The sequence below is a fragment of the Streptomyces sp. NPDC086787 genome (assembly GCF_044745865.1).
In the GTDB taxonomy this organism is placed as follows: Bacteria; Actinomycetota; Actinomycetes; order Streptomycetales; family Streptomycetaceae; genus Streptomyces.
Map to the genome: position 1 here is coordinate 192,503 of NZ_JBIVBC010000009.1, position 19,794 is coordinate 212,296.

General features: G+C 69.2%; 23 protein-coding genes and 1 pseudogene. 11 read left to right on the forward strand and 13 right to left on the reverse strand.

All coding sequences use genetic code 11. The annotated features are described in order from the left end of the window. Nucleotides 1-82: 82 nt before the first annotated feature. Both ACIPK3_RS22335 and ACIPK3_RS22340 read left to right on the forward strand, forming a co-directional pair. On the forward strand, nt 83-904 hold the full coding sequence (locus ACIPK3_RS22335) for an alpha/beta fold hydrolase (protein WP_402572136.1): 822 nt from the start codon (nt 83-85) through the stop codon (nt 902-904). Between the two features lie 153 nt (nt 905-1,057). Then, nucleotides 1,058-1,408 carry a hypothetical protein gene (locus ACIPK3_RS22340; RefSeq protein ID WP_402572137.1) on the forward strand — a complete coding sequence of 117 codons (351 nt, stop codon included), beginning with the start codon at nt 1,058-1,060 and terminating at the stop codon, nt 1,406-1,408. A 182-nt stretch (nt 1,409-1,590) separates the two neighbouring features. On the opposite strand, the gene ACIPK3_RS22345 is transcribed toward ACIPK3_RS22340, so the two are convergent. Continuing rightward, the gene (locus ACIPK3_RS22345) at nt 1,591-2,556 is read right to left on the reverse strand and encodes an alpha/beta hydrolase family protein (protein ID WP_402572139.1); all 966 of its coding nucleotides are present in this window, start codon (nt 2,554-2,556) and stop codon (nt 1,591-1,593) included. 168 nt (nt 2,557-2,724) lie between these two features. Here ACIPK3_RS22345 and ACIPK3_RS22350 point away from each other — a divergent pair, with 168 nt between their 5' ends. Next, complete coding sequence (locus ACIPK3_RS22350; RefSeq protein WP_402572141.1) at nt 2,725-3,321, forward strand: TetR/AcrR family transcriptional regulator; 597 nt, start codon at nt 2,725-2,727, stop codon at nt 3,319-3,321. Between the two features lie 900 nt (nt 3,322-4,221). Here the strand turns inward: ACIPK3_RS22350 and ACIPK3_RS22355 are convergent. Both ACIPK3_RS22355 and ACIPK3_RS22360 read right to left on the reverse strand, forming a co-directional pair. Beyond that, nucleotides 4,222-4,830 carry a DJ-1/PfpI family protein gene (locus tag ACIPK3_RS22355; RefSeq protein ID WP_402572143.1) on the reverse strand — a complete coding sequence of 203 codons (609 nt, stop codon included), beginning with the start codon at nt 4,828-4,830 and terminating at the stop codon, nt 4,222-4,224. A 106-nt stretch (nt 4,831-4,936) separates the two neighbouring features. Further along, the gene (locus tag ACIPK3_RS22360) at nt 4,937-5,326 is read right to left on the reverse strand and encodes a VOC family protein (RefSeq protein WP_402572320.1); all 390 of its coding nucleotides are present in this window, start codon (nt 5,324-5,326) and stop codon (nt 4,937-4,939) included. Nucleotides 5,327-5,426: 100 nt separating this feature from the next. Between ACIPK3_RS22360 and ACIPK3_RS22365 the strand changes: the two genes are divergently transcribed. Next, the gene (locus tag ACIPK3_RS22365; RefSeq protein ID WP_402572144.1) at nt 5,427-6,062 is read left to right on the forward strand and encodes a TetR/AcrR family transcriptional regulator; all 636 of its coding nucleotides are present in this window, start codon (nt 5,427-5,429) and stop codon (nt 6,060-6,062) included. A 35-nt stretch (nt 6,063-6,097) separates the two neighbouring features. Here ACIPK3_RS22365 and ACIPK3_RS22370 read toward each other — a convergent pair whose 3' ends face one another. From ACIPK3_RS22370 to ACIPK3_RS22380, 3 genes are all read right to left on the reverse strand, one after another. Beyond that, nucleotides 6,098-6,280: a hypothetical protein gene (locus tag ACIPK3_RS22370; protein WP_402572146.1), complete on the reverse strand. Its 183-nt coding sequence runs from the start codon at nt 6,278-6,280 to the stop codon at nt 6,098-6,100. 108 nt (nt 6,281-6,388) lie between these two features. Further along, complete coding sequence (locus ACIPK3_RS22375; protein ID WP_402572147.1) at nt 6,389-7,108, reverse strand: hypothetical protein; 720 nt, start codon at nt 7,106-7,108, stop codon at nt 6,389-6,391. After that, nucleotides 7,105-7,479 carry an RNA polymerase sigma factor gene (locus tag ACIPK3_RS22380; protein ID WP_402572149.1) on the reverse strand — a complete coding sequence of 125 codons (375 nt, stop codon included), beginning with the start codon at nt 7,477-7,479 and terminating at the stop codon, nt 7,105-7,107. The genes ACIPK3_RS22375 and ACIPK3_RS22380 overlap by 4 nt, the downstream gene beginning before the upstream one ends. A gap of 510 nt (nt 7,480-7,989) precedes the next feature. Here ACIPK3_RS22380 and ACIPK3_RS22385 point away from each other — a divergent pair. After that, nucleotides 7,990-8,079 (forward strand): annotated as a pseudogene (locus tag ACIPK3_RS22385) (dihydrofolate reductase); the annotation flags it as partial. Between the two features lie 394 nt (nt 8,080-8,473). Here ACIPK3_RS22385 and ACIPK3_RS22390 read toward each other — a convergent pair. Further along, a complete protein-coding gene (locus ACIPK3_RS22390) occupies nt 8,474-9,397 on the reverse strand; it encodes a zinc-binding alcohol dehydrogenase family protein (RefSeq protein WP_402572151.1) in 924 nt (307 codons plus the stop codon). A gap of 89 nt (nt 9,398-9,486) precedes the next feature. Between ACIPK3_RS22390 and ACIPK3_RS22395 the strand changes: the two genes are divergently transcribed. Further along, entirely contained in the window at nt 9,487-9,930 is a 444-nt protein-coding gene (locus ACIPK3_RS22395) for a MarR family winged helix-turn-helix transcriptional regulator (RefSeq protein WP_402572152.1), read from the forward strand. 25 nt (nt 9,931-9,955) lie between these two features. Here the strand turns inward: ACIPK3_RS22395 and ACIPK3_RS22400 are convergent, their stop codons facing one another. Both ACIPK3_RS22400 and ACIPK3_RS22405 read right to left on the reverse strand, forming a co-directional pair. Then, nucleotides 9,956-10,543 (reverse strand): hypothetical protein, encoded by a 588-nt coding sequence (locus ACIPK3_RS22400; RefSeq protein ID WP_402572154.1) that lies wholly within the window; start codon nt 10,541-10,543, stop codon nt 9,956-9,958. Between the two features lie 215 nt (nt 10,544-10,758). Continuing rightward, entirely contained in the window at nt 10,759-11,280 is a 522-nt protein-coding gene (locus ACIPK3_RS22405) for a TetR/AcrR family transcriptional regulator C-terminal domain-containing protein (protein WP_402572155.1), read from the reverse strand. A 281-nt stretch (nt 11,281-11,561) separates the two neighbouring features. On the opposite strand from ACIPK3_RS22405, the gene ACIPK3_RS22410 reads away from it, so the two are divergent. Continuing rightward, nucleotides 11,562-11,924 carry a hypothetical protein gene (locus ACIPK3_RS22410; protein ID WP_402572157.1) on the forward strand — a complete coding sequence of 121 codons (363 nt, stop codon included), beginning with the start codon at nt 11,562-11,564 and terminating at the stop codon, nt 11,922-11,924. A gap of 24 nt (nt 11,925-11,948) precedes the next feature. Here the strand turns inward: ACIPK3_RS22410 and ACIPK3_RS22415 are convergent, their stop codons facing one another. After that, nucleotides 11,949-12,626 carry a GAP family protein gene (locus tag ACIPK3_RS22415; protein ID WP_402572159.1) on the reverse strand — a complete coding sequence of 226 codons (678 nt, stop codon included), beginning with the start codon at nt 12,624-12,626 and terminating at the stop codon, nt 11,949-11,951. Nucleotides 12,627-12,853: 227 nt separating this feature from the next. Between ACIPK3_RS22415 and ACIPK3_RS22420 the strand changes: the two genes are divergently transcribed. From ACIPK3_RS22420 to ACIPK3_RS22430, 3 genes are all read left to right on the forward strand, one after another. Continuing rightward, nucleotides 12,854-13,444, forward strand: coding sequence for a hypothetical protein (locus ACIPK3_RS22420; RefSeq protein WP_402572161.1), 591 nt, complete (start codon nt 12,854-12,856; stop codon nt 13,442-13,444). Between the two features lie 142 nt (nt 13,445-13,586). Then, nucleotides 13,587-14,939, forward strand: coding sequence for a Dyp-type peroxidase (locus ACIPK3_RS22425; RefSeq protein WP_402572163.1), 1,353 nt, complete (start codon nt 13,587-13,589; stop codon nt 14,937-14,939). Between the two features lie 53 nt (nt 14,940-14,992). Continuing rightward, the gene (locus ACIPK3_RS22430; RefSeq protein ID WP_402572165.1) at nt 14,993-16,117 is read left to right on the forward strand and encodes a catalase family protein; all 1,125 of its coding nucleotides are present in this window, start codon (nt 14,993-14,995) and stop codon (nt 16,115-16,117) included. A gap of 64 nt (nt 16,118-16,181) precedes the next feature. Here ACIPK3_RS22430 and ACIPK3_RS22435 read toward each other — a convergent pair whose 3' ends face one another. The 3 genes from ACIPK3_RS22435 to ACIPK3_RS22445 form a co-directional block, all read right to left on the reverse strand. Continuing rightward, on the reverse strand, nt 16,182-16,676 hold the full coding sequence (locus ACIPK3_RS22435) for a hypothetical protein (protein ID WP_402572167.1): 495 nt from the start codon (nt 16,674-16,676) through the stop codon (nt 16,182-16,184). 129 nt (nt 16,677-16,805) lie between these two features. Then, nucleotides 16,806-17,891, reverse strand: coding sequence for a PP2C family protein-serine/threonine phosphatase (locus ACIPK3_RS22440; protein WP_402572169.1), 1,086 nt, complete (start codon nt 17,889-17,891; stop codon nt 16,806-16,808). 90 nt (nt 17,892-17,981) lie between these two features. Beyond that, nucleotides 17,982-18,863, reverse strand: coding sequence for an AraC family transcriptional regulator (locus tag ACIPK3_RS22445; protein ID WP_402572171.1), 882 nt, complete (start codon nt 18,861-18,863; stop codon nt 17,982-17,984). Nucleotides 18,864-18,974: 111 nt separating this feature from the next. Between ACIPK3_RS22445 and ACIPK3_RS22450 the strand changes: the two genes are divergently transcribed. After that, nucleotides 18,975-19,733, forward strand: coding sequence for a nuclear transport factor 2 family protein (locus ACIPK3_RS22450; RefSeq protein WP_402572173.1), 759 nt, complete (start codon nt 18,975-18,977; stop codon nt 19,731-19,733). Nucleotides 19,734-19,794 lie beyond the last annotated feature (61 nt).

Below are 19,794 nucleotides of genomic sequence, written 5' to 3' on the forward strand. Positions count from 1 at the left end.
TCCCTGCTCCCGCTCCGCACCCGACCCCGAACACGGCGCCCCTCCCCCACCGGACCGGATCAAGAACGAGGATGTCTTCACCATGACTGTCACCCCCCTTGTCAGCCGCACCCGCACGATCGACCTTCCCGGCGGCCTGGCCCTCACAGTCCAGGAATACGGCCATAACACCGACGGCACCGGCGTGCTGATGCTGCACGGCGGCGCGGGCCCGCACTCGATGTCAGGTTTCGCCGCCGCGATGGCGCAGCACGCCTATGTGGTCGTCCCGACCCACCCCGGCTTCGACGGCACACCGCGCCCGCAGTGGGCCGACACCGTCGCCGACCTGTCCGTCGCCTACCTCGACCTGCTCGACGAACTCGACCTGCGCGGCGTGATGGTGGTCGGCAGCTCGGTCGGCGGGTGGATCGCCGCCGAAACGGCGCTGCGCGACAACCGCGGCCGGATCTCCCGCCTGACGCTGCTCGGCTCGACCGGCATCACCCCCGAACCCCCTGCGCAGATCATCAACCCCGCCGAGGTCGGCCCCGTCAAGACCGGTGAACTGGCCTTCCACAACCCGGAACTGCGCCCGAACCCGGCGTCACTGAGCGAGGAGCAGAAGGCCGCGTTCGCCGCCAACCAGCACACCCTCGCCGTCTATGCCGGCGACCCCTTCTGCCACGACCCCAAGCTGCGCGGCCGACTCCACCGCGTCACCGTCCCGGTCCTGGTGCTCGCGGGCGAACAGGACGGCATCGCCCCCCTGGACTACCAGCGCGCACTGGCCGACGCCTTCCCCCACGCCACCTTCCAGGCCATCCCGGAAGCCGGGCACTTCCCGCACATCGAGCAGCCGGAAGCGGTGTTCGCCGCCATCGGCGACTTCGTCGAAAGCGAGGTCAAGCCCGAAGGCAACTGACCCCTTTCACCGTCGCATCAGCTTGAGTTCTGACGTCCGCGCCCGTGCGGAGGAGGTTGTCGTTGCGACTTCACGGCGGTGTGGTGACGCGCGGACACGAGTGGTACGAACGGGGCAGCTGCCTGCCCTGACGCACTCGCCGAGCATCCTGCCGTGCGTATCGCAGCGGCCACCGGGGACCAGGACGTCATCTTCGATGAAGGCTTCAACTTCGTTTCATCCAGGGCGTATGAGCGACTGACCGGTGACTCGGACGCCTTTGGGGAGGACTGGGAGTCGTACACCGACGCTCGCGCCACGACCGAAGAGGAGGACAGCGAGGGCATGGGCGAGTGGTTCGACTTTGGAGATGGCCGGCAGACGCGTCGGCGGCTGCCACGGCTGACCGAGCTCCGTCGCAGGGTGTTCGGCACCCGCCGACCTGCCGCGATGAGCGGGCAGTTGGCCGGCGAGTGCTCTTCGAACGCGGCGCGGCGGGTGGTCAGCCTCGGGCCGCCTGCTTGATCAGGTCGGCGCGGCGGGCTCCGAGACGTACACGGAGTGGCTGCTGCCGACCACTCCGACCGTGTGGGCCCCGATCCGCTCGGCCATCGCACGCTGGGCAGGCGGCGGGATCATACGGTCGTCGCCGGCCCACTCACAGCGTGGCCGCCGGCTGCCCGGACTCCGTCATCTCCGCGGCGGGGCTACTTGGCGTCCACTCGTCCTACCGGGTCGGCACCGGTGGTCAGTGCCTCGCACGTGGTCTGCCACACGGAGGAGCCGGGGTGGAGCTGGCTGTGGAGGAAGGCCGCGGTGAGCCCGGCGAGGGCGGCGACGCGCTCGGGGTTCTCGTCGGTGGTCTCGGCGGCGTCGTATCCGGCGATCCCGCCGAGTCCGTGCTCCGCGCCGAACAGGGTGAGCAGGGTCTTGGGGCCGGGGGCGAGGGTGTAGGGGTCCGCGTGCCAGTCCGGGCCCATGTCCGTGAAGTGTCGAGGGTCGTCCTTGTCGCCCGCTACGACCAGCGTGGGTGCGGTCATGGTGGAGAAGTCGACGGCCCCGATGATCGGCCACTCCTGGCCCATGGGCCCGTTGAGGGCGTCGCCGCCCCTGCCGGGCGCGGCGAGCAGCACGCCCGCCTTGATCCGGGGCTCGACGAGGTGCACCACGTTCCCGGTGTCGGGGTCGGCGAGCCCGGCGCCCAGCAGGAGGGCGGCGGTGAAGCCGCCGAGCGAGTGTCCGGCGAGGGCGATCTTCGCGTGGTCGATCCGTCCGGCGAGTTGCGGCACGGCGTTCTCGATCACGTCGAGCCGGTCGAGGATGTGTGTCATGTCCTCGGCTCGGGAGCGCCAGAAGAAGGGTGCGCCGGGGGCGTCGGCGACCAGGTGGCTCAGCGTCCTGGAGGTGAGGTGGGTGGGCTGGACGACGACAAACCCGTGTGCCGCCCAGAAGTTGGCGAGCGGCGCGTAGCCGTTCAGCGAGGAGAGGTTGTTCGAGGGGCCGTGTCCGTGGGAGAGGAGGATGACGGGGAGGTTGGTTCCAGTGGCAGGGGCGGAAACGCGCACCTGGAGGTCCACGGGACGTCCGGGCACGGAGAGGACCACGGGGCCGAAGGACAGGACCGGGACGGGCGTCTCCGTGGGGTCGGCGCTGGTGGCGGTGGATGTGCTCACGATCTGGGTTCCCTTTCGGTGGCGCCTGCCTGACCACCGGTCTCAAGACCGGTGGGCAGGCAGGACGGTCAGGGGCGTCCCGTTTCGGCTAAGCTGAAACGGAACGTCGCTCCACTTACTATCCGGAGCAACGCTCCGTTTTGTCAAGCGGTGCCGAAGGAGAACGCGATGACCACCGAGAGCCCCGCAGGGGAGCCACCGTCCCGAAGCAAGCGGGCGGACGCCCAGCGCAACCGGCAGACGGTGCTCACCGCCGCCGCCGAGGTCTTCGTCACCTCCGGCGTCGACGCGCCGATCCGCCAGATCGCGGCCCAGGCAGGCGTCGGGATGGCCACGATCTACCGCCACTTCCCGACCCGGGCGGATCTGGTCACCGCCGTCTACCGCCACCAGATCGAGGCGTGCGCCGAGGCAGGCCCCCGCCTGCTGGCCAGTGCCGACTCCGCGCTCGACGCGCTGCGCCAATGGATCGACCTCTTCGTCGACTTCCTGGTCACCAAGCACGGACTCGCCGACGCCCTGCAGTCCGACAGCGACCGCTTCGCCGCGCTGCACGCCTACTTCCTCGACCGCCTGCTGCCCATCTGCACCCAACTGCTCGACGCCGCGGTCGAGGGCGGAGAGATCAGGCCGGGCACGCAGCCCTACGAGCTGATGCGCGGCATCGGCAACCTCTGCGTCGGACGCGACGACGACCCCCGCTACGACCCCCGGCGCCTGATCGCCCTCCTCCTCCAGGGGCTGCAGCGACCTCAGGCGTGCTGATGCAGACGAGCGGCACCGAGACCCGTCACTTCGCGGACGTCCACTGTGGCACCTCATGAGTCATGCCAGCCCTGTGTGTCGCCGTGCAGCCGCCGCAGCGCCCAGACATGGTTGCCGCGAAGCAACGGGCATCGATGGCCGACGCGACGTTCTCGCCGCGGCGACCGCCGGCCACGACGCGCTGCCGCATCCGCCCAGACGGTCCACGTGCGCCGTGGCCAGCCCCACCCGGATGATGCACAGCGGGTCGGGCTCGTGAGCCAGCCCGGCGATGGCCGTGTCCAGCCGGGCCAGATCGGCCGGCCTCGCCCGGGCCAGGTCGGCGAAGGTCCTGCGTGTCGTCGACAACAGACCCGACTCGGCCGGGTACTTGGCCGTGCCGGTGTCGAACCGGGCCCACAAGCCAGGTTCGGCCGCCGAAGAAGCAGACCGTCAGCAGGACGTGCAGCGCCCCGGCCAGGGGGCGTCGTCGGGGGCGTACGGCTGGGTCGCAGCGCTATCGCGCCGGACAGAAGGCCGCGTGCGGTGTCGATGTCGCCGGTCCGCTGAGCAGGTAGGCCGATCCGGCCACCGCCGCGGCCGGTGGTCCGGGGCCGGTGCACTGCGGCGCGCGTCGTCCAGCAGGCACGATACGTCCCGCAGGCCCCCGGTGAGGTGTGCTCCGGTGCAGGCCGCCCGGGCGAGCCTGCATGCCCGTTCGGGTCCCGCCGGGGTCGGATCGGCGGCGCGCAGCAGTGTGCCCACCGCGGCGGACCCGTCGCCCCGCTGGGCCATCACGACTGCCGCGCGCTCCAGCAGCGCGGCGACATGCTCGTCGGGGGCGTCCGCCGCCTGCGCCAGGTGCACATGACGCCCGTCACGCCGCGCGGTTCGGGCCGCAGAGGGCTGATCCGCGGGTCGTCAGCGCAGCAGGGCCTCACCCACGTGAACCGCTCGCATGGCACGCTCGACGGTCTCCTGGTTTTCGCCGACGGGAGCCACGTAGCCGATGACGTCGCGCGCGGCGGCTTCCCCGAGCTTTCGGGTGATCACCCAGGTGGCCAGATACTGAGACGCCAGGCAGCCGCCCGCCGTTGCGATGTTCCCCTCGGCGTGGAACGGGGCGTCCAGCACGGTGACGTCACAGGCTTCGACGAAGGGTCGGCTCTTCATGTCCGTACAGGCGGGCATGCCATCGAGCAGTCCGAGCCGGGCGAGCACCAGCGCGCCGGAGCACTGCGCGCCGATCAGCTGCCGGGAAGGGTCGAGCGGCAGTCGGGAGATCAGCCGGTCGTCGGCGACCACGTCGCGCGTCGTCACTCCGCTGCCGATCAGCACGACGTCGGCCTCGGTCACGAACTCCAGCGGGCGCTGCCCCGTCACCTCAACGCCGTTCATGGACGTGACGACCGGTGTCGGCGTGGTGATGAAGGCCGCCAGGCCGTCCCTGCGGCACCGGTTGATCAGCGCCGAGGCGATGAAGCTGTCGAGCTCGTTGAATCCGTCGAAGGTGACGATGGCTACCTGCATGACGTGTCCTCCCGGTACGGACTCGTGGTGCACTCTCCCAAGCAAGCCCTGCCCAGGTCGCGGGCCAATTGACGATCGGTGGCCCCACCGAGCAGCAGCTGCCGGATCAGGTGCCCGTGGGGGCCGCCCACTCGACGAGCTGGACGACGACGCCGTTGGGATCGGTCACCTGGAAGAGCCGCTCCCCCCACGGCTCTGCACGCAGCGGCATCGTGATGGGCGCCCCGGCCTGCCGCAGACGCTCCTCGTGCTCGGCGACACCGGTCACGGTGAACGCCACGATCAGGCCGGCGGCGCGCTGGTCGCGTTGCTCCGGAGGCAGCACCTCGATGCCGCGCCGCAGCAGCACGAGATCGACGGCGGCGTCCTCGCGGGCGAGGGAGACGAAGCCGTCCGCGGCCATGACCTCGCGGTAGCCGAAGTACGTGGTGAAGAAGTCGCTGGAGGCAGCGACATCGTCGACGGTCAGGGACAGGGTGGACGCAGTGATATCGATGAGAACTCCCTCTGCGGCAAAACTTACAACGGTAGTAAACTTATGACCGGTCCAGCTGGTGCGTCAAGTAGAAATTTGCCTCGGTAGTAATGTTTTCCGCATGAGTGTTGAACCCACGGGCCTGCGCGAGACAAAGAAGCAGGAGACCCGGCAGCTGATCTCCGATCACGCCACGCGCCTGTTCATGCGGCAGGGCTTCGAAGCGACGACCATCGCCGAGATCGCCATTGCCGCTCGCGTCGCCAAGAAGACGGTCACGAACTACTTCGCCCGCAAGGAAGACCTCGCTCTCGACCACCAAGAGGCGTTCACCAACAGTCTCGCCACCGCCGTCAGGGAACGCGGCGACGGTGAATCCGCCCTCACCGCCCTGCGCCGCACCTTCGATGCCTCGCTCGAAGCCCGCGACCCCCTCGCCGGCTTCGCCGGGCCCGCCTTCTCCGGCATGGTCGCCGACAGTCCTACACTCACCGCCCGCCTGCGCGAACTCCACGACCAGCGCGAGCACGCCCTCGCCCAGTCCCTGGCCATCGCCACGGACGCCGCCCCCGACGACATCGCCCCCCGCGCCGCCGCCGCCCAACTCGCCTCCGCGCACCGGCTCCTGTTCACCCGCATCCAGGAACTCACCCTCGCCGGCCACGAAAACGACGCGATCGCCGCCACCCTCACCGCCGAAGCCGCCCACGTCTTCGACCGGCTCGAACCGGGCCTCGCCGGCTATGCCACCCGCTGACCTTCGATGACGGCCCGGACGCGTGCCCCGGCGGGTCACAGAAGCTGCCGCTGGACCCACCAGAAGACCAGGCCGACGATGCCGGTGCCGGTGCCGTAGGCGGCACCACGCAGAGCGCTGGAGAACAGGGCGTGGCGTCGGCGGCGGGTCCATGTGCGTACACGGGTCCAGTGGCTGGGCTCCGGATCGTCGGGGCCGTGACCGTTGGTCTGCTTCACGGTGCTGCTTCCTCGTGTGAGTGGAGATCCTGCGAGTGGAGGCCTGCCGGGCCCGGCGGACCGGTGCGGCGTGACCGCTTCCGGGCTCCGCCGGGCTCGGGTGAGCCGTCAACGCTGTGCGGCGAGCTCCTGGATCTGGTCAGGGAGCTCCCGGTCCGGGCGGCAGACGAGTCCGCCGTCGTCCTGGCGATGAGCGAGGCGTTCGAAACGCTCCTCCAGGCCGTGGGCCGGTGCGGGCCGGGCGGCGCAGTTGCGGACGCGGTAGCAGGCAAACGACTCCAGGCCTCCTATGAGTTCCTCGGTGAACTCCTCGGAAGACCCGTCGAACTCCTCGGGCACGTCACGCAGCGAACTCATCTGGTCCTTCCAGAAGGCCGCCTCGCGCATCTCCCCCATGCTGAGGTGGTGCAGGTGCAGGCAGTAGGCGGCACCCGGATGCGCGGCGCCGGCGGCGAACTGCCACCAGAACAGCGCGCTCTCGGGGTGGTTGGCCAGGAAGAGCATGCAGGCGAAGACATGTACTCCGTGGATGTCGACCGCGTCGGTCCAGCCCTCGAAGTCGGACGGGGCGAACTCGCCGCTGCCGTCGTCGCCGATCAGCGCGGCCAGCTCCTCGACGTGATCGGCTGCGCCAGCCTGGGTGACGACCAAGTGGGCGATGAGGTCGAGTTGGTGGCGGGCGTGCGAGCCACGCGGCTCGGCCGCGGTCGGCGCGAGGTAGCCGGCCTCCTGGGCGAGACGACGCAGGCCGGCGGCGACGTCGAAGGGGCGTCGCGGCTCACGGGCGGAGATGTCGGCTTCGGCCAGCCGCTGGTGCCAGATGCTCACTTGGGGTCCTCCTTCATCCCGTACCGGTTCCGGTAGACGGGGGCGAGCCGCTCGCGTGCCTTGCGGCAGTGGTAGTCGACCGTGCTGGGGGTGACGCCCAGGTACCAACTGATGCGTTCGGTCCGGTAGTCGAAGATGTACCGCAGGACAATCACGTCGAACTGGCGCTGCGGGAGCTTGCCGAGCGCCGGGTAGAGACCGACGCCGCTGTCCATCGCGGCGAGTTCCTCACGGAAGTCCTGAAGCAGCTCGTCGATGACCACGCGACGCAGGATCGCCCAGGTCTGCTGCTGAAGGTCGGCCTCGCCGAGCAGAACAGTGCCGCAGGATTTCGAGGAACACCCGGTGGACCGCTTCCTCCGCGGCGTCATTGGTGCGCAGGAAGTGCAGCGCGTACTCGTGCCAGGCTTCCTGGTTCATGAGGTAGTGCGCCTGGAAGTCCAGCGGAAGCCGGAGCGGGGCGGCCACGGGGCTGCGGCCGTCGTCCTCGCGGACGTCTTCTGACATGAGCCCTCTTCAGTGCGGTGATGAACGGGATCGGCCGACGCGTACGCCGGTGCCGTTCACTCAACCGGCCGACAGGCCCGAACACGCATACCCCACTCGACCAATGTCACGAACGAGAGTTCCCGCATCGCGCATAGTGATCACCGGTTGGATGCCGGACACGTGTGACCTGGGGTGATTGTTGGCTCCCGCAACGCCCCACCCCTTCAGGGGTGATGGACGTCACAGCTTGCGCTAGATGGCCTCAGCCAGCACCAACTACCCTTATCGGCAAAGCGGTTGCTCACTTCTCACTTATGGATCTTGGCGTCAGCGAACGAGAAAACACCACTGCAACGCCTGATGGTCCCGACGAGCACGGTTGCGAGCCCAGCCGGATCAGGGTCTACCCGGTGCTGGTCGACGGTGGCATTCCGTTCTTTCCTCAGCGCGAGCGCCGGGTGGATCTCGAACCCGTAAGGACGGTGGCCGCCCTCCGCGCGACCCCTCGCGCAAGCGAGGGGCCAAGCTGTCCGTCTTCTCCGGGATCGTATGCCGGATGCCGCGCCTGCGCAGGCAGTCGCGGCCCGGCCGTTGCCGTAAGCCCTATGAGCGGCCAGGTGCTGAACCCGCCGCGCGGGCGGCCAAGGTCCTCGCCTCCTTCACCACCGCCACCAGGCGGGCGACCAGGCTCGGCCACAGTCTCTCGTCCTGGTGTTCTCGCGGCCCAGCCCCTTTTGGCGCAAGGGCTGGTGACGGATCGGCACGGACGCCGGCAGACCACAGCCGATCCCGTCGATCACCTGCCGGTGATCCCGCCACCGGCCACAACGCCTGTTACTGACCGGCAGGAATGCATGAACGACCGGACGCCTGCCGCTACGGGACAAGGACGATCTTGCCGAGGTTACGACGCTGCTCGATGAGGGCGTGAGCTCGGGCGGCATCAACGAGGGGGATCTCCTCGTGCACGGTGGTGCGCAGGATGCCCGCGTCGCGCATCTGCCAGAGCTCGCACAGCCAGCGGTTGTAGAGTTCGGGCTTGCCGGCAGCGATGGCGCGCATCTGGAAGCCGATCATCGAGGCGCCGCGGACCAGGAGTTCATACGCCTCAACCGTGCCGCCGCCGGAGCTGAAGGCCACCAGTCGGCCGCCCGTCGCAAGGGCCCGCACAGCGGGGCCGAGAAGGTCGCCGCCGACGCCGTCGAGGATCACGTCGTACGGGGCGCCCCAGTCGGCGTGATCGTACAGGACGACCTCGTCGGCACCCAGCCCTCGGACGAAGTCGGCCTTGTCGGCACCGCTGACGGCGGCGACGACCCGTGCTGCCCCACCGGCCTTGGCGTACTGGAGGGCCAACGTGCCCACGCCGCTGGCCGCCGCCGTGACGAGCACCGACTCACCCGGCCCCGTACGGGCGGCCTCGTAGGCACCGCGCGCCACCAGACCGCTGCGGACCAGGGCTACCGCCTCCACGGCGGTAGCGCCGTCCGGGATCAGGGAAGCCATGGAGGTGTTCAGAACCGCGAACTCGGCGTAGGCGTCGGCGAAGCACAGCCCGGTGACGCGGTCTCCCACCCGGAAGGCGGTGACTCCCGCGCCCAGGGCGACGATCACCCCGGCGACCTCGCCTCCGAACGGGATCGGCTCGCGACCCTCCCGCACCTTGCGCACGGTGGGCAGGGTCACCCCAACCGCCTCGACCCGGATCAGCACCTCCCCGGCGTCCGCCTCGGGTCGGTCGACCTCCTCGGCGAACAGCACTTCGGGCCCACCGTTGACCTCATGGCGAATGCGCAGCACAGGACCTCCCCCGACCGAACTCATTGGATTCCCCAACGATAAGGGGAATGTCATTGGGATGTCCAATGACATTTGGGTAGGCTGAGCTCATGACCTCGGATCTCCAGCGCATCCAGTCCCTGCCGACGTGGCTCGTCGGCCGTGTTGCGGCCCGAGGCCGGGGCATGGTCGCCGACGCGATCGCTGCGGAGGGGCTGAAGCTCATGCACCATGCGGTACTGGCCGCCACGGCCGAGTACGGGCCCGTCGCTCAGGCCGACCTGGGCCGTAGGCTGTCCGTCGACCCCAAGGACATGGTCGGTATCCTCAACCACCTCCAGAACGAGGGCCTCGTCCTGCGCGCCCCCCACCCCTCCGACCGCCGCAAGAACGCCGTCACCGTCACTCCGGAGGGCGCGGCCGTCCTCTCCCGCTGTGGAGCTCTGGCCGAAGCCGCCAATGGCGAACTGCTGGCACCACTCACCCCGGACGAGCAGAAGCAGCTGGTGGCCCTGCTGACCCGGCTCCACGAAGCAGCGGAGAGCCCGGCCTGATCCCACGTGATCGACCGGACGGTTCCTAGTCGGTGCAGCAACAGCAGCAGCAGGTACCCAGGATGGTTCCTTCCAACGCCTGGACCGTCTCGTCGTCCACAGCGGGTACCAACCTGGCCGTCACGATGCTCAGCTTCCCGCCGTCATGCCCGGGGTGCGAGCCACCGTCGGCGTCCCGAGCGGCAGGCACTGAGAAAAGCCCTCCGTCGACAATGCCCCACTCGTAGTTGGGGTCGGTCACCGTGGCCATCTGCAGGAGTCCGTCGGGCGCCAAGTGCAGGGGGCCGATGAATGAGCAGGTGTAGATGGCGTCCATGTCGCCGGTTGCCGTCTGCGTGCAGGCGACTTCCGGTGCCGCCGTCAACGTTGCGGTGGCCGGCACGTACACGGTCTCCTTCAGTGTCACCTGCGACAGGTCGCCGGTCCCCGTGTTCTGCACCCACGCCTCGAACGAATGGGTGTCCGTCAGCCGCTTCACCACGCCGGTCACCTGGCCGGGACCCACTCGAACGGTGGCGGGAGCGGCATTCGCCACCCCGGCCAGGAGTGCCACCGGCAGCGCCGCCCCGGCGAGTACGGCGCTCGCGCCGCGCCAGGGCTTCGGAGAGCGCATGGGCTCCGGAAACTTCGGAAGGGAGCACACCGAGAACGACACGACCGCACCTCGTACGTCAGGCCCGGCGACACCCGAAGCCGCCCGGATACGCCCCAGACAAGCCCCGGCACACGCATCCCGGGCAGGCACCGCGCCGCGTCCGGGCCACAGATCACCCGGGCGGAGCCCGAACGTCCATCCCTCTCACCGGGCTCACGGGCACCCTCGTCCCGTCAGGCGGCCGCTTGCTGAAGGCCGTTCAGGACCAGGTCGAGCCCGAACTCGAACTCGTCGCCGTAGGCGTACCCGGGACGCATGACGTGAGCGGTGGCGATCTCGGTCAGGTACGGGTATTCGCCGTCGCCGAAGCCGCTCATGAGGGACTCCGCCAGTGCGGCGGTCTCGTCCGGGGTGTTGAAGGGGAGGGTCTTCTCCTGGAGGGCGAACCCGTAGATGTAGCTGTCCAGGACGGAGACGGCGTGGGCGGTCAGGGTGAGGGAAAGGCCGCCTTCACGTAGGCAGCCGAGAACGGCGTTGTGGTGACGCAGGGTGGCGGGCTCCGGCTTGGATCGGGACTCCATCAGTCCGATCGCCCATCGGTGGCGGGACAGCACCTGACGCATGGAGATCGCCCGCTGTCGCATCGCCCGGCGCCAGTCGTCGCCCGGCGTGGGCAGTTCGACTTCCCCGAAGACCAGGTCGACCATGCCGTCGAGCAGGTCCTCCTTGTTGGCCACGTGGTTGTACAGGGACATCGCCTCGACTCCGACGACTGGTCGAACGTCCGACGATGTGGTCGAACGTCCGGCGATAGGGTCGCGACATGGATTTGAGCGGCAGGGTCTGGGGTTCCACAAGTACGGAGCAGAGTGCGCCGTATCCGTGCGACCGGCTCGTGAGGACTCCACGCGAGGGTTGGACACGAGCGGTCGGCATCGCGGCCCCACCCGAAGTCGTCTTCCGGTGGATCCGCCAGCTGACCGTCGCTCCGTACAGCTACGACTGGATCGACTTCCGAGGGCGCAGGAGTCCGCGTGTGCTTCTCCACGACCTGCCGGACCTCTCCGTCGGACTCCCGTTCCTCGTCTTCGAGATCACCGGCTTCACGCCCGACGAGCACATCACCGGCGTACTCCCCGAAACCCTCGCCGGACGCCACGGTCGGATGGCCGTGAGCTACACCGTGCGCCCGCACGGCAAGGGGTCCCGCCTGGTCGTAAAGGTGGTCGTCGAGACCGGGGGAAGACCGATCCGGAGGCTGCGCCGCAGGCTGCTCGCCTTGGGCGATCTCGTGATGATGCGCAAGCAGCTTCTGACCCTCAAGGACCTGGCCGAAGGCACCGCCAAGGACCCGGCCGAAGGCACCTCCGGCTCTGAAGCCGATGCCGCCGCCGGGTAGACGGCCCACACGTTGGTGAGCCTGTCAGGAGGCGAGGACAGAGATGCCGTCTCCGAGCAGTTTCAGCCCGAGGACGAAGAACAGGACCGCCATCACGGCCACATTGTGCTGGGCCGCCCAGTTCTTCCAGTTGCCGAGTGTGGTCTTGGCTTTATCCCCTCCCAGCAGGAAGACCGCCAGCGGAGCCAGCAGGCCGAGGGTGGCGATCACCACGAAGACCGCCAGCGATCCGATCTGCTGCCCGACCGGCAGCCCGGCCGAGCCGATCGCGGCGCCCGCGGCGATGGTCAGCGGGGCGTTCTTGGCGTTGAGCGCGGCCAGGGCCAGTCCGAGCGCGAAGACCTTGACCGGCGTGAGGCGGTCGATCGCGCTCATCCACTTCGGCAGCCGCGCCTGCGACGGATCCTTCGGACGCCGGTGCCATTGCCGGACGCCGAAGACGACGAGCAACAGGCCCAGGGCCAGTTTGAGCGCTCCCACCCAGGTGGCCGGGTGGTTGTGCGTGGAGGCACCCGCGGGGGATGCGATCGCCAGCATCACCGCTCCCAGAGCCGAGAGTCCCAGGATCCAGCCGACGGTGAAGAGGACTCCGTTGAGGCGTCCCCGAGGCGTGGCGAGTATCAGGATGATCGCGATGATCGGGAGTGGGCTGACCGCGACACCGGCTGCAAGACCCAGTACGTCACCGAGAACTTTGCCCATGGTTGCCTCCAGGCGGGGCAGGCTGCCCAGGGTCCAATGATCCTGCGCTCCGACGAATCTGTCCTCGTGAACTTCTCGGAGCCCGCGCACCTCGGGTTTCGCATGCACCCCGGGCCGGGGATGCGCGCCGACTCGTAAGTGGTCAGGATGAAGAGGTGAGGGCGGTGGACGCCTCATGTCCGGGTGTTCGACGACCCTCGCACCGACCGTGGCAGGAGGACGTCACGATGACTGCGACGACAGGCGCAACCCAATCGGCTCACCCTGAGCGCCCGGGCAGGTCGGATGGGGTCTGCAGCGAATTCACCGTCTTCACCAAGATCAAGCCGGGCCACGCGGACGAGCTGCGCAGGGATCTCGCCGTGCTCGCCGACGCGGCGGACAACGAGAGGGTCCATGCGGCGGTGCGCCAGATCGGCACCCTGCACGACGCACGGCACGTCATCTTCGACGACGACACCCGGTTCATGTTCGCCAGCGTCTTCGACGGCTCCTGGGACACCTACATCGACGACTTCGCCCAGACGGTGGTCGGATCCCGCTTCGACAAGGTCTTCTCGCACAGCGAAGGTTTCCCCGGCGTCACCGATCCGGGGGTGAAGGACTGGTTCGTCGCCCACCAGGAGCCCGCGGGGGTCTTCGTCAGTGCCTATCCCGACCTGACCGTTCAGCAGATCTACAAGGACCATCGCGTGGACGACGCGTTCCAGGAGGTGCTGGACACCCCCGAGTTCCGGGCGGCGCTGGAGAACCCGGCCAACGCGGAGTTGGTGGCCACGCCGGCCTTCCAGAAGCTGCTGGAGGAGGCGTCGGCGTAGAACCTCGCACACCCACCCCCATCCGTCCTCGCACCCCCAACCCCTCACAGCCGACCCACCCATCGGTGAACCGCGTCGGCGGGCTCGCACCAGCCCCTGCCGGGCTGTCCGGGCAGAGACCGATGTGGAGGCACAAGCGATCATGAACACAGCGGACAGCAGCAGCGCGGCGGGCGTGAGCGTCGATATCGACGACGTTCAGAGCGGGGCCCTGCGTCCACGGCCCGTGCCCTACGAGGGAAAGTTCGTCTTCCTGCGCGTCGACGACCGCCACGCCGGGCGCGCACTGCTGCGGCGGCTGCTTCCGGTGACCTCGGGCGGACTGCCCGGCGAGGACCGGAGCCGGGATGCCTGGGTGGCTGTGGCGTTCACCTTTCAGGGGCTGCGGGCCCTGGGGGTGCCCCAGGAGTCGCTGGACAGCTTTCCGCGCGCGTTTCGTGAGGGCATGGCCGCTCGGGCGGAGCTGATCGGCGACGTGGGCGAGAGCGCGCCGGGCCGCTGGGAGGCACCCTTCGGAACCGGCGACGTCCACATCGCGTTGAGCGCCCTCTCCTCCGACGGCGCGCAGTTGGGCAGGGAGCTGGAGCGGGCCCGTGTCGCCTACGAGGACACACACGGTGTCGAGGTGATCTGGCAGCAGGACGTCCACCAGCTACCGACCGGACGCACCACCTTCGGCTTCCGTGACGGCATCAGCCATCCGAACATCGAGGGCGTCGGACTGCCCGGCTCCAACCCTCAGGAAGCCCCCATCAAGGCCGGAGAGTTCATCCTCGGCTACCCCGACGAAACCGGCAGCCTGCCGCCCATGCCCAGCCCCGATGTGCTGGGGCGCAACGGCACCTACGTGGCCGTTCGCAAGATCCACACCGATGTGGCGGCCTGGCGCAGGTATCTGCGCGCCAACAGCTCGGGCGCCGAGGAGGAGGCGCTGCTGGCGGCGAAGATGGTCGGGCGCTGGCCGAGTGGCGCGCCGCTGACGCTGACGCCGGAGCACGACGATCCGGAGCTGGCGGCCGATCCGCACCGCGTCAACAACTTCCTGTACCGGGAGAACGACGACCGGGGGTACCGGTGTCCCGCGGGTGCGCACATCCGGCGCACCAACCCCCGCGATGCCACCATCATCGGCGACGCGCGGATGCACCGGCTCATCCGTCGCGGCACCACCTACGGCCCGCCACTGCCGGAGGGTGTGCTTGACGACGACGGCGCCGACCGGGGTCTGGTCGGAGTGTTCATCGGGGCCCACCTGGAGCGGCAGTTCGAGTTCATCAAGGCCGAGTGGGTCAACGACGGCAACTTCATCGGCTATCCGGGCGAGAAGGACCCGGTGGCCGGGCATCACGGCGGGACCGGCAGCGTCACCATCCCGGAGAAGCCGGTGCGGCGTCGCCTGCAGAACCTGCCCGGCTTCGTGGTCACCCGTGGCGGTGAGTACTGCTTCCTGCCGGGTCTGCGTGCCCTGCGCTGGCTCGCCGAACTGGAGGACTGACGGCGATTGCCCCCCTGAGGTCCGATCACGCTCTCCGAGGAGAGGTCGAAGTCATGGCAGCACAGTTCGTCCGCTACACGCCTGACGTCGAAGACGACGACCCGGACTTCGACCGCAACGTGCAGACGGTGATCGAGAAGACCGAGAGCTACATCACCGAATCGGTCGAGGCCGGTGGCACCGGACAGGCCCTTCGCGACGCCCACGCCAAGGGATACGGGCTGGTCCGGGGGGAGGTGGAGATCCTTAACGGACTGCCCCCCGAGTACGCCCAGGGCATCTACGCGACTCCGGGAACCCATGACGCGCTCATCCGCTTCTCCAACGGCTCGCCGCACGCCGGAGCCGACGCGCGACTGGGCGCCGCCACCGGACTGGCGCTGAAGATGTTCGACATCCCCGGCCCGACCCTGCTTGAAGACGAACCGGACACGGGCACGTTCGACTACGCCAACATCAACGGACCGATCTTCTTCTGCAACACGGTCGAGCACTACCTGTTCATCCAGGAACTGTTCCTGAACGCCCCGGCCTATTTCTCCCAGGGCCGACCCGGCGCACATCGCTTCTTCACCGATTTCGTGACCGGGAAGGGAACACTGGACCAGGACAACTGGGCGTGGGACGAGTTCCTGGCCTTCCTGCGCCTGGCGAAGACCCCTCCGGCGAACCTGTTGCTGTCGAGCTACTGGACGATGGGCGCGGTCCGGCACGGGGACTACATCGCCAAGGTGCGCATCGCCCCCGACCCGTCCTCCGCCGCCGCGGTGGTCCGGCGCACCATCGACCCGACCTCGGGAGCCGAGGTCTTCCGACCGGCCCTGCAGGCCGAGCTGCAGGAACGGCCCTACGCCTTCGACATCCAGGTCCAGCTCTGCACCGACCTGGAGCGCATGCCGGTGGAGGACACCACCGTGGAGTGGCCCGAGCAGCTCTCGCCGTCCGTCACCGTGGCCAAACTGCGGCTGCCCCAGCAGGACATCTCCGAGCCCGAGAATCTGGAGAAGATGGACGCGCTGTCCTTCACGCCCTGGCGGGTCACCGCCGAGCACGCGCCCCTGGGCAACATCATGCGGGCCCGCAAGGAGGTCTACCGGCGCTCCTCCATCGAGCGCCACAGGCTCAACCAGCAGCGGCGCGCAGAGCCCCGAAGCGCCGACGATGTGCTCGGCCCTTGACCCGGTACGTCACGCGACGGCGAGCGGCGCTCAGATGTCCACTTCCCGGTGATCGGGGTCCGAGTCAACTACGGGGTGTCGGCTCAGCGGGGCGCGGCACCAGGGAAGTCCAGGACACTCGCAGGAACAGCAGGCTCATGGCGAGGGTGAGGCCGTTGATCACCGCTTCCACCGCGCCCCCGGAACCGCTGGTCCAGACGGCGTGCTGGAGGTCGTAGAGGACGTCCATGCCGAACAGGTACAGGCCGCCGGCACCGGCGGCGAGCAGCCAGTACGGTGCCGAGTCGCGTCGACCGAGGAGGGCGGCGGCCGCCAGCAGGAGGCAGAGCGTCAGCCATCCGTCGGCCAGTGGAAAGGCGTCCTCGAACTCGATGTAGGACTGTCGGCTGCTGCTTGCGAGCAGCGAGCGGTCGGTGAACCACAGGGTCCAGTAGACGATCACGATGGCGGCCGCGACCAGACACACGGCCGCCAGGGCCGACCGGTGCCTGTCAACCGGCGGTGGTGCCGGCTGCTCGGCGTGGAGCGGTCCGGTCGGTCCGGTCGTCTGCGAGGACATCCGCCCTTTATGGCGCGCGGACACAACGGCGTCAAGGGTTCGGGCAGTGGATCCCGGGGCGGTTGGTCATTCCGCTCGTTCGTTCCGGTTGTTCCCCGGTAGCCGAGTCGCGTCTGGCACCGCGCCCATTCATTCTCGACGAACGGCCAGCAGGGCCGCGTCGTCCTTCAGGCCGGAGCCGACGTACGCGCGCACGTCCGACAGCAGCTCGTCCAGCATGGCCTCCGGCTCCCGGGTCGGCAAGGCGCTCAGGCGCGGGGCGAGCGGATAGAAACGGTCGACGGTGTCCCGGGCCTCGGCCACCCCGTCGGTGTACAGCAGCAGCAGGTCACCACTGTCGAAGGTGAGGGGGCAGGCGCGATAGTCACCATCGGCCAGCTCTCGCAGGCCCAACGGCGGCGCGGCGACGGGCGGGGTCACCTCGCGGAACCGTCCGGCGTGTGAAATCAGGGGTGGCGGGTGTCCGCAGTTGACCACGTCGGCCGGTCCCGGTGCGTCCGGGACACCGACCAGTACCGCCGTCACGAACTCCTCGCTCGTCGGACAACGGGCGAGCGCCGAGTCCAGTCGCCTGGCGACCTCCGCCAGATCCGACTCGGCCCGCGCGGCCTCGCGGAACACACCCAGCACATCGGCTGCCGTCTCCACGGCGGCCAGGCCCTTGCCGCGTACGTCACCGATGATCAGTCGCACTCCGTAGGGGGTGGATATCACCTCGTACAGATCCCCGCCGATCCGCGCTTCGGCCTCCGCGGCCACATATCGCACTGCCACGACCAACGGCCCGATGCGCCGCGGAACCGGGCGCAGCAGTGCCCGCTGCGCTGCCTCGGCCACTGTGTGAACCCTGACCAGCTCCCTGTCCTGGGCCGCCATCACGATGACTCCGGCACAGCTGAAGAAGGTGATCGCCACGATCGTGCCCCCCGCGGTCGCCATGACGGCGGGGGCCACGTCGACGTCGTAGAACGCCAGAGCGACGAGGACGGCACAGGCGCCCAGCCCCGCGGCCAGTGGGACCGTGGCCCTGCGGGTGCCCGTACTGGCGAGCACGGGAAGGGTTGCCAGAACCGGAGAGTAGGTGACGTGAGTACCCGAGGTGACGTCCGCCGCCACGGCCAGCAGGACCAGCACATACCCGGCGATGGTGAGACGCCGCGCCCATCGTGGCAGCCAGGGCCGGCCACCACGTCTCAAGCCGAAGACATCGGGCAAGGGACCTTCCTCCTGCCGCCGAGCTGTGCGCTGTCTCTTCTACGGTTGCTCGCCTGCCGACTTCCGGCGACAGCAATGACGTGTTCGCGGTCAGCGCTGGGCGTCCCGGAAGGTGCCCGGGGTCCGGCCGGTCGCGCGGATGAAGAACTTGCTGAAGTTGGTGGGTTCGGTGAAGCCGAGGCGGTGGCTGATGGCGGTGACGGGCAGGTCGGTGTGGGCCAGCAGGCGCTTGGCCTCCAGGGCGACGCGAGCGTCGATGAGCTGCTTGGCGGTGTGTCCGGTGGCACTCCGGCAGGCGCGGTTGAGGGTCTTGAGGGAGTAGCCGAGCCGGTCGGCGTAGTCGTGGGCCTGGCGCAGGACGGCGAAGGAGCGTTCCAGTTCGTGCTGGAAGAGGCGGTGCGGCTCGGGCGTGACATGGGCCTGTCCGCTGCCGTCGGACGCCGGGAGACGGGCGATCCGCAGCAGGATTCCGGCCAGCATCTGGCGCAGGAGCTCCCTGGTGATCTCCGGGTCCTGGTCGGAAAGACCGGCGTATTCGGTGGCGAGGTCGGCCAGTGCGCGGCGGAAGCGGTCGCGGTTGCCGGGGTCGAGCTGCCAGAGGGCCGGCCCGTACGGGTCGTCGATCACCCGGGTGCTCGCGGGCAGCCGGGGCGGGAAGTCCGAGGTGAACAGGACGATCGTGGCGTGCAGCTCTGCGGGAGCGCCGCCGGGTGCGGTGGGCAGGCGCTGGACCTGCCCGGGACGGACATGGAGCAGCGTGCCCGGCAGGCAGGGGCGGTCGACGAAGTCGACCATGGCGGTGCCTTCGCCCCGGTGGACCAGGGTGAGGTGGTGGAAGTCCAGCCGATGCACCCGTTTGTACTCTTCGGCAGGCATGCGACGGGTGAGGTCCGCGAGGGCGAGGACCTCCAGGCGCAGACCGGGCCGGGTGGAGTTGCGGTAGCCCCGCTCGATGATCTCAGGCTGTCCCATTTCGACCATAGGCATGCCTGACTCTACCGTGCGTCGGCGCCCGGGTGTCGGGAGAGTGGAGGCCGACCGGTGACCGAGGCGGCACCGGAATACGCAGATCGGAGAGTTGCCATGAGCAGCAAGGAAAACGTGATCGCAGCGGCTGGTGAGCTGTTCGGGGACAGGGACCCGAGCGCGGTGGACCGCTGGGTGTCCGCTGGCTACCGTCAGCACAGCAGCCTGGTCGCAGACGGACCGGAGGCGCTGCGGCAGCTTGTGGCGGGTCTGCCGGACGGCTTTCGCTACGAGGGGGCGAGGGTGATCGCCGACGGGGATCTGGTGGCGCTGCACGGGACGTACCACGGCTTCGGCCCGCAGCCGCTGGTCGCTTTCGATCTTTTCCGGGTGGATGCGGACGGCAAGCTGGCGGAGCACTGGGACGCGCTGACGCCGGTCGTCGCGGACACGGCTTCCGGCCGCTCGCAGACCGACGGGTCGGCCGAGCCGGGCGACCTGGAGAAGACCGAGGCCAACCGCAAGTTGGTGTCCGAGTTCGCCGAGAGGGTCCTGAAGGGCGCCGACTACTCGGTGCTGACCGACTACATATCCACCGAGACCTACCTGCAGCACAACCCGGAGGCCGCCGACGGGCTGGACGGCTTCGGGGCCGCGGCCGCCAAGTGGGCCGAGCAGGGCAAGAACCTGGTCTACCGGACCGTCCACAAGGTCGTCGCCGAGGGCGACTTCGTGCTGCTGCAGTCCGAGGGCGAGTTCGGTGTGCCGGTCGCCTACTGGGACCTGTTCCGCGTGGCCGACGGCAAGATCGTCGAGCACTGGGACATCATCACCCCTGTCCCCGCCGAACTTCCGCACTCCAACGGCCTGTTCTGAGCGACCGGAGGAACAGCGTCGAGCACCGGGTTACGGCGATCCGGGGACCCGGTTGGCCGCA

Excerpts from the sequence above, each read along its gene's own strand:
- ACIPK3_RS22335 (WP_402572136.1), top strand. The coding sequence starts at position 83 with ATGACTGTCACCCCCCTTGTCAGCCGCACCCGCACGATCGACCTTCCC.
- ACIPK3_RS22350 (WP_402572141.1), top strand. The coding sequence starts at position 2,725 with ATGACCACCGAGAGCCCCGCAGGGGAGCCACCGTCCCGAAGCAAGCGG.
- ACIPK3_RS22355 (WP_402572143.1), bottom strand. The coding sequence starts at position 4,830 with ATGCAGGTAGCCATCGTCACCTTCGACGGATTCAACGAGCTCGACAGC.
- ACIPK3_RS22365 (WP_402572144.1), top strand. The coding sequence starts at position 5,427 with ATGAGTGTTGAACCCACGGGCCTGCGCGAGACAAAGAAGCAGGAGACC.
- ACIPK3_RS22380 (WP_402572149.1), bottom strand. The coding sequence starts at position 7,479 with ATGACGCCGCGGAGGAAGCGGTCCACCGGGTGTTCCTCGAAATCCTGC.
- ACIPK3_RS22395 (WP_402572152.1), top strand. The coding sequence starts at position 9,487 with ATGACCTCGGATCTCCAGCGCATCCAGTCCCTGCCGACGTGGCTCGTC.
- ACIPK3_RS22400 (WP_402572154.1), bottom strand. The coding sequence starts at position 10,543 with ATGCGCTCTCCGAAGCCCTGGCGCGGCGCGAGCGCCGTACTCGCCGGG.
- ACIPK3_RS22405 (WP_402572155.1), bottom strand. The coding sequence starts at position 11,280 with ATGTCCCTGTACAACCACGTGGCCAACAAGGAGGACCTGCTCGACGGC.
- ACIPK3_RS22415 (WP_402572159.1), bottom strand. The coding sequence starts at position 12,626 with ATGGGCAAAGTTCTCGGTGACGTACTGGGTCTTGCAGCCGGTGTCGCG.
- ACIPK3_RS22420 (WP_402572161.1), top strand. The coding sequence starts at position 12,854 with ATGACTGCGACGACAGGCGCAACCCAATCGGCTCACCCTGAGCGCCCG.
- ACIPK3_RS22425 (WP_402572163.1), top strand. The coding sequence starts at position 13,587 with ATGAACACAGCGGACAGCAGCAGCGCGGCGGGCGTGAGCGTCGATATC.
- ACIPK3_RS22430 (WP_402572165.1), top strand. The coding sequence starts at position 14,993 with ATGGCAGCACAGTTCGTCCGCTACACGCCTGACGTCGAAGACGACGAC.
- ACIPK3_RS22435 (WP_402572167.1), bottom strand. The coding sequence starts at position 16,676 with ATGTCCTCGCAGACGACCGGACCGACCGGACCGCTCCACGCCGAGCAG.
- ACIPK3_RS22445 (WP_402572171.1), bottom strand. The coding sequence starts at position 18,863 with ATGGGACAGCCTGAGATCATCGAGCGGGGCTACCGCAACTCCACCCGG.
- ACIPK3_RS22450 (WP_402572173.1), top strand. The coding sequence starts at position 18,975 with ATGAGCAGCAAGGAAAACGTGATCGCAGCGGCTGGTGAGCTGTTCGGG.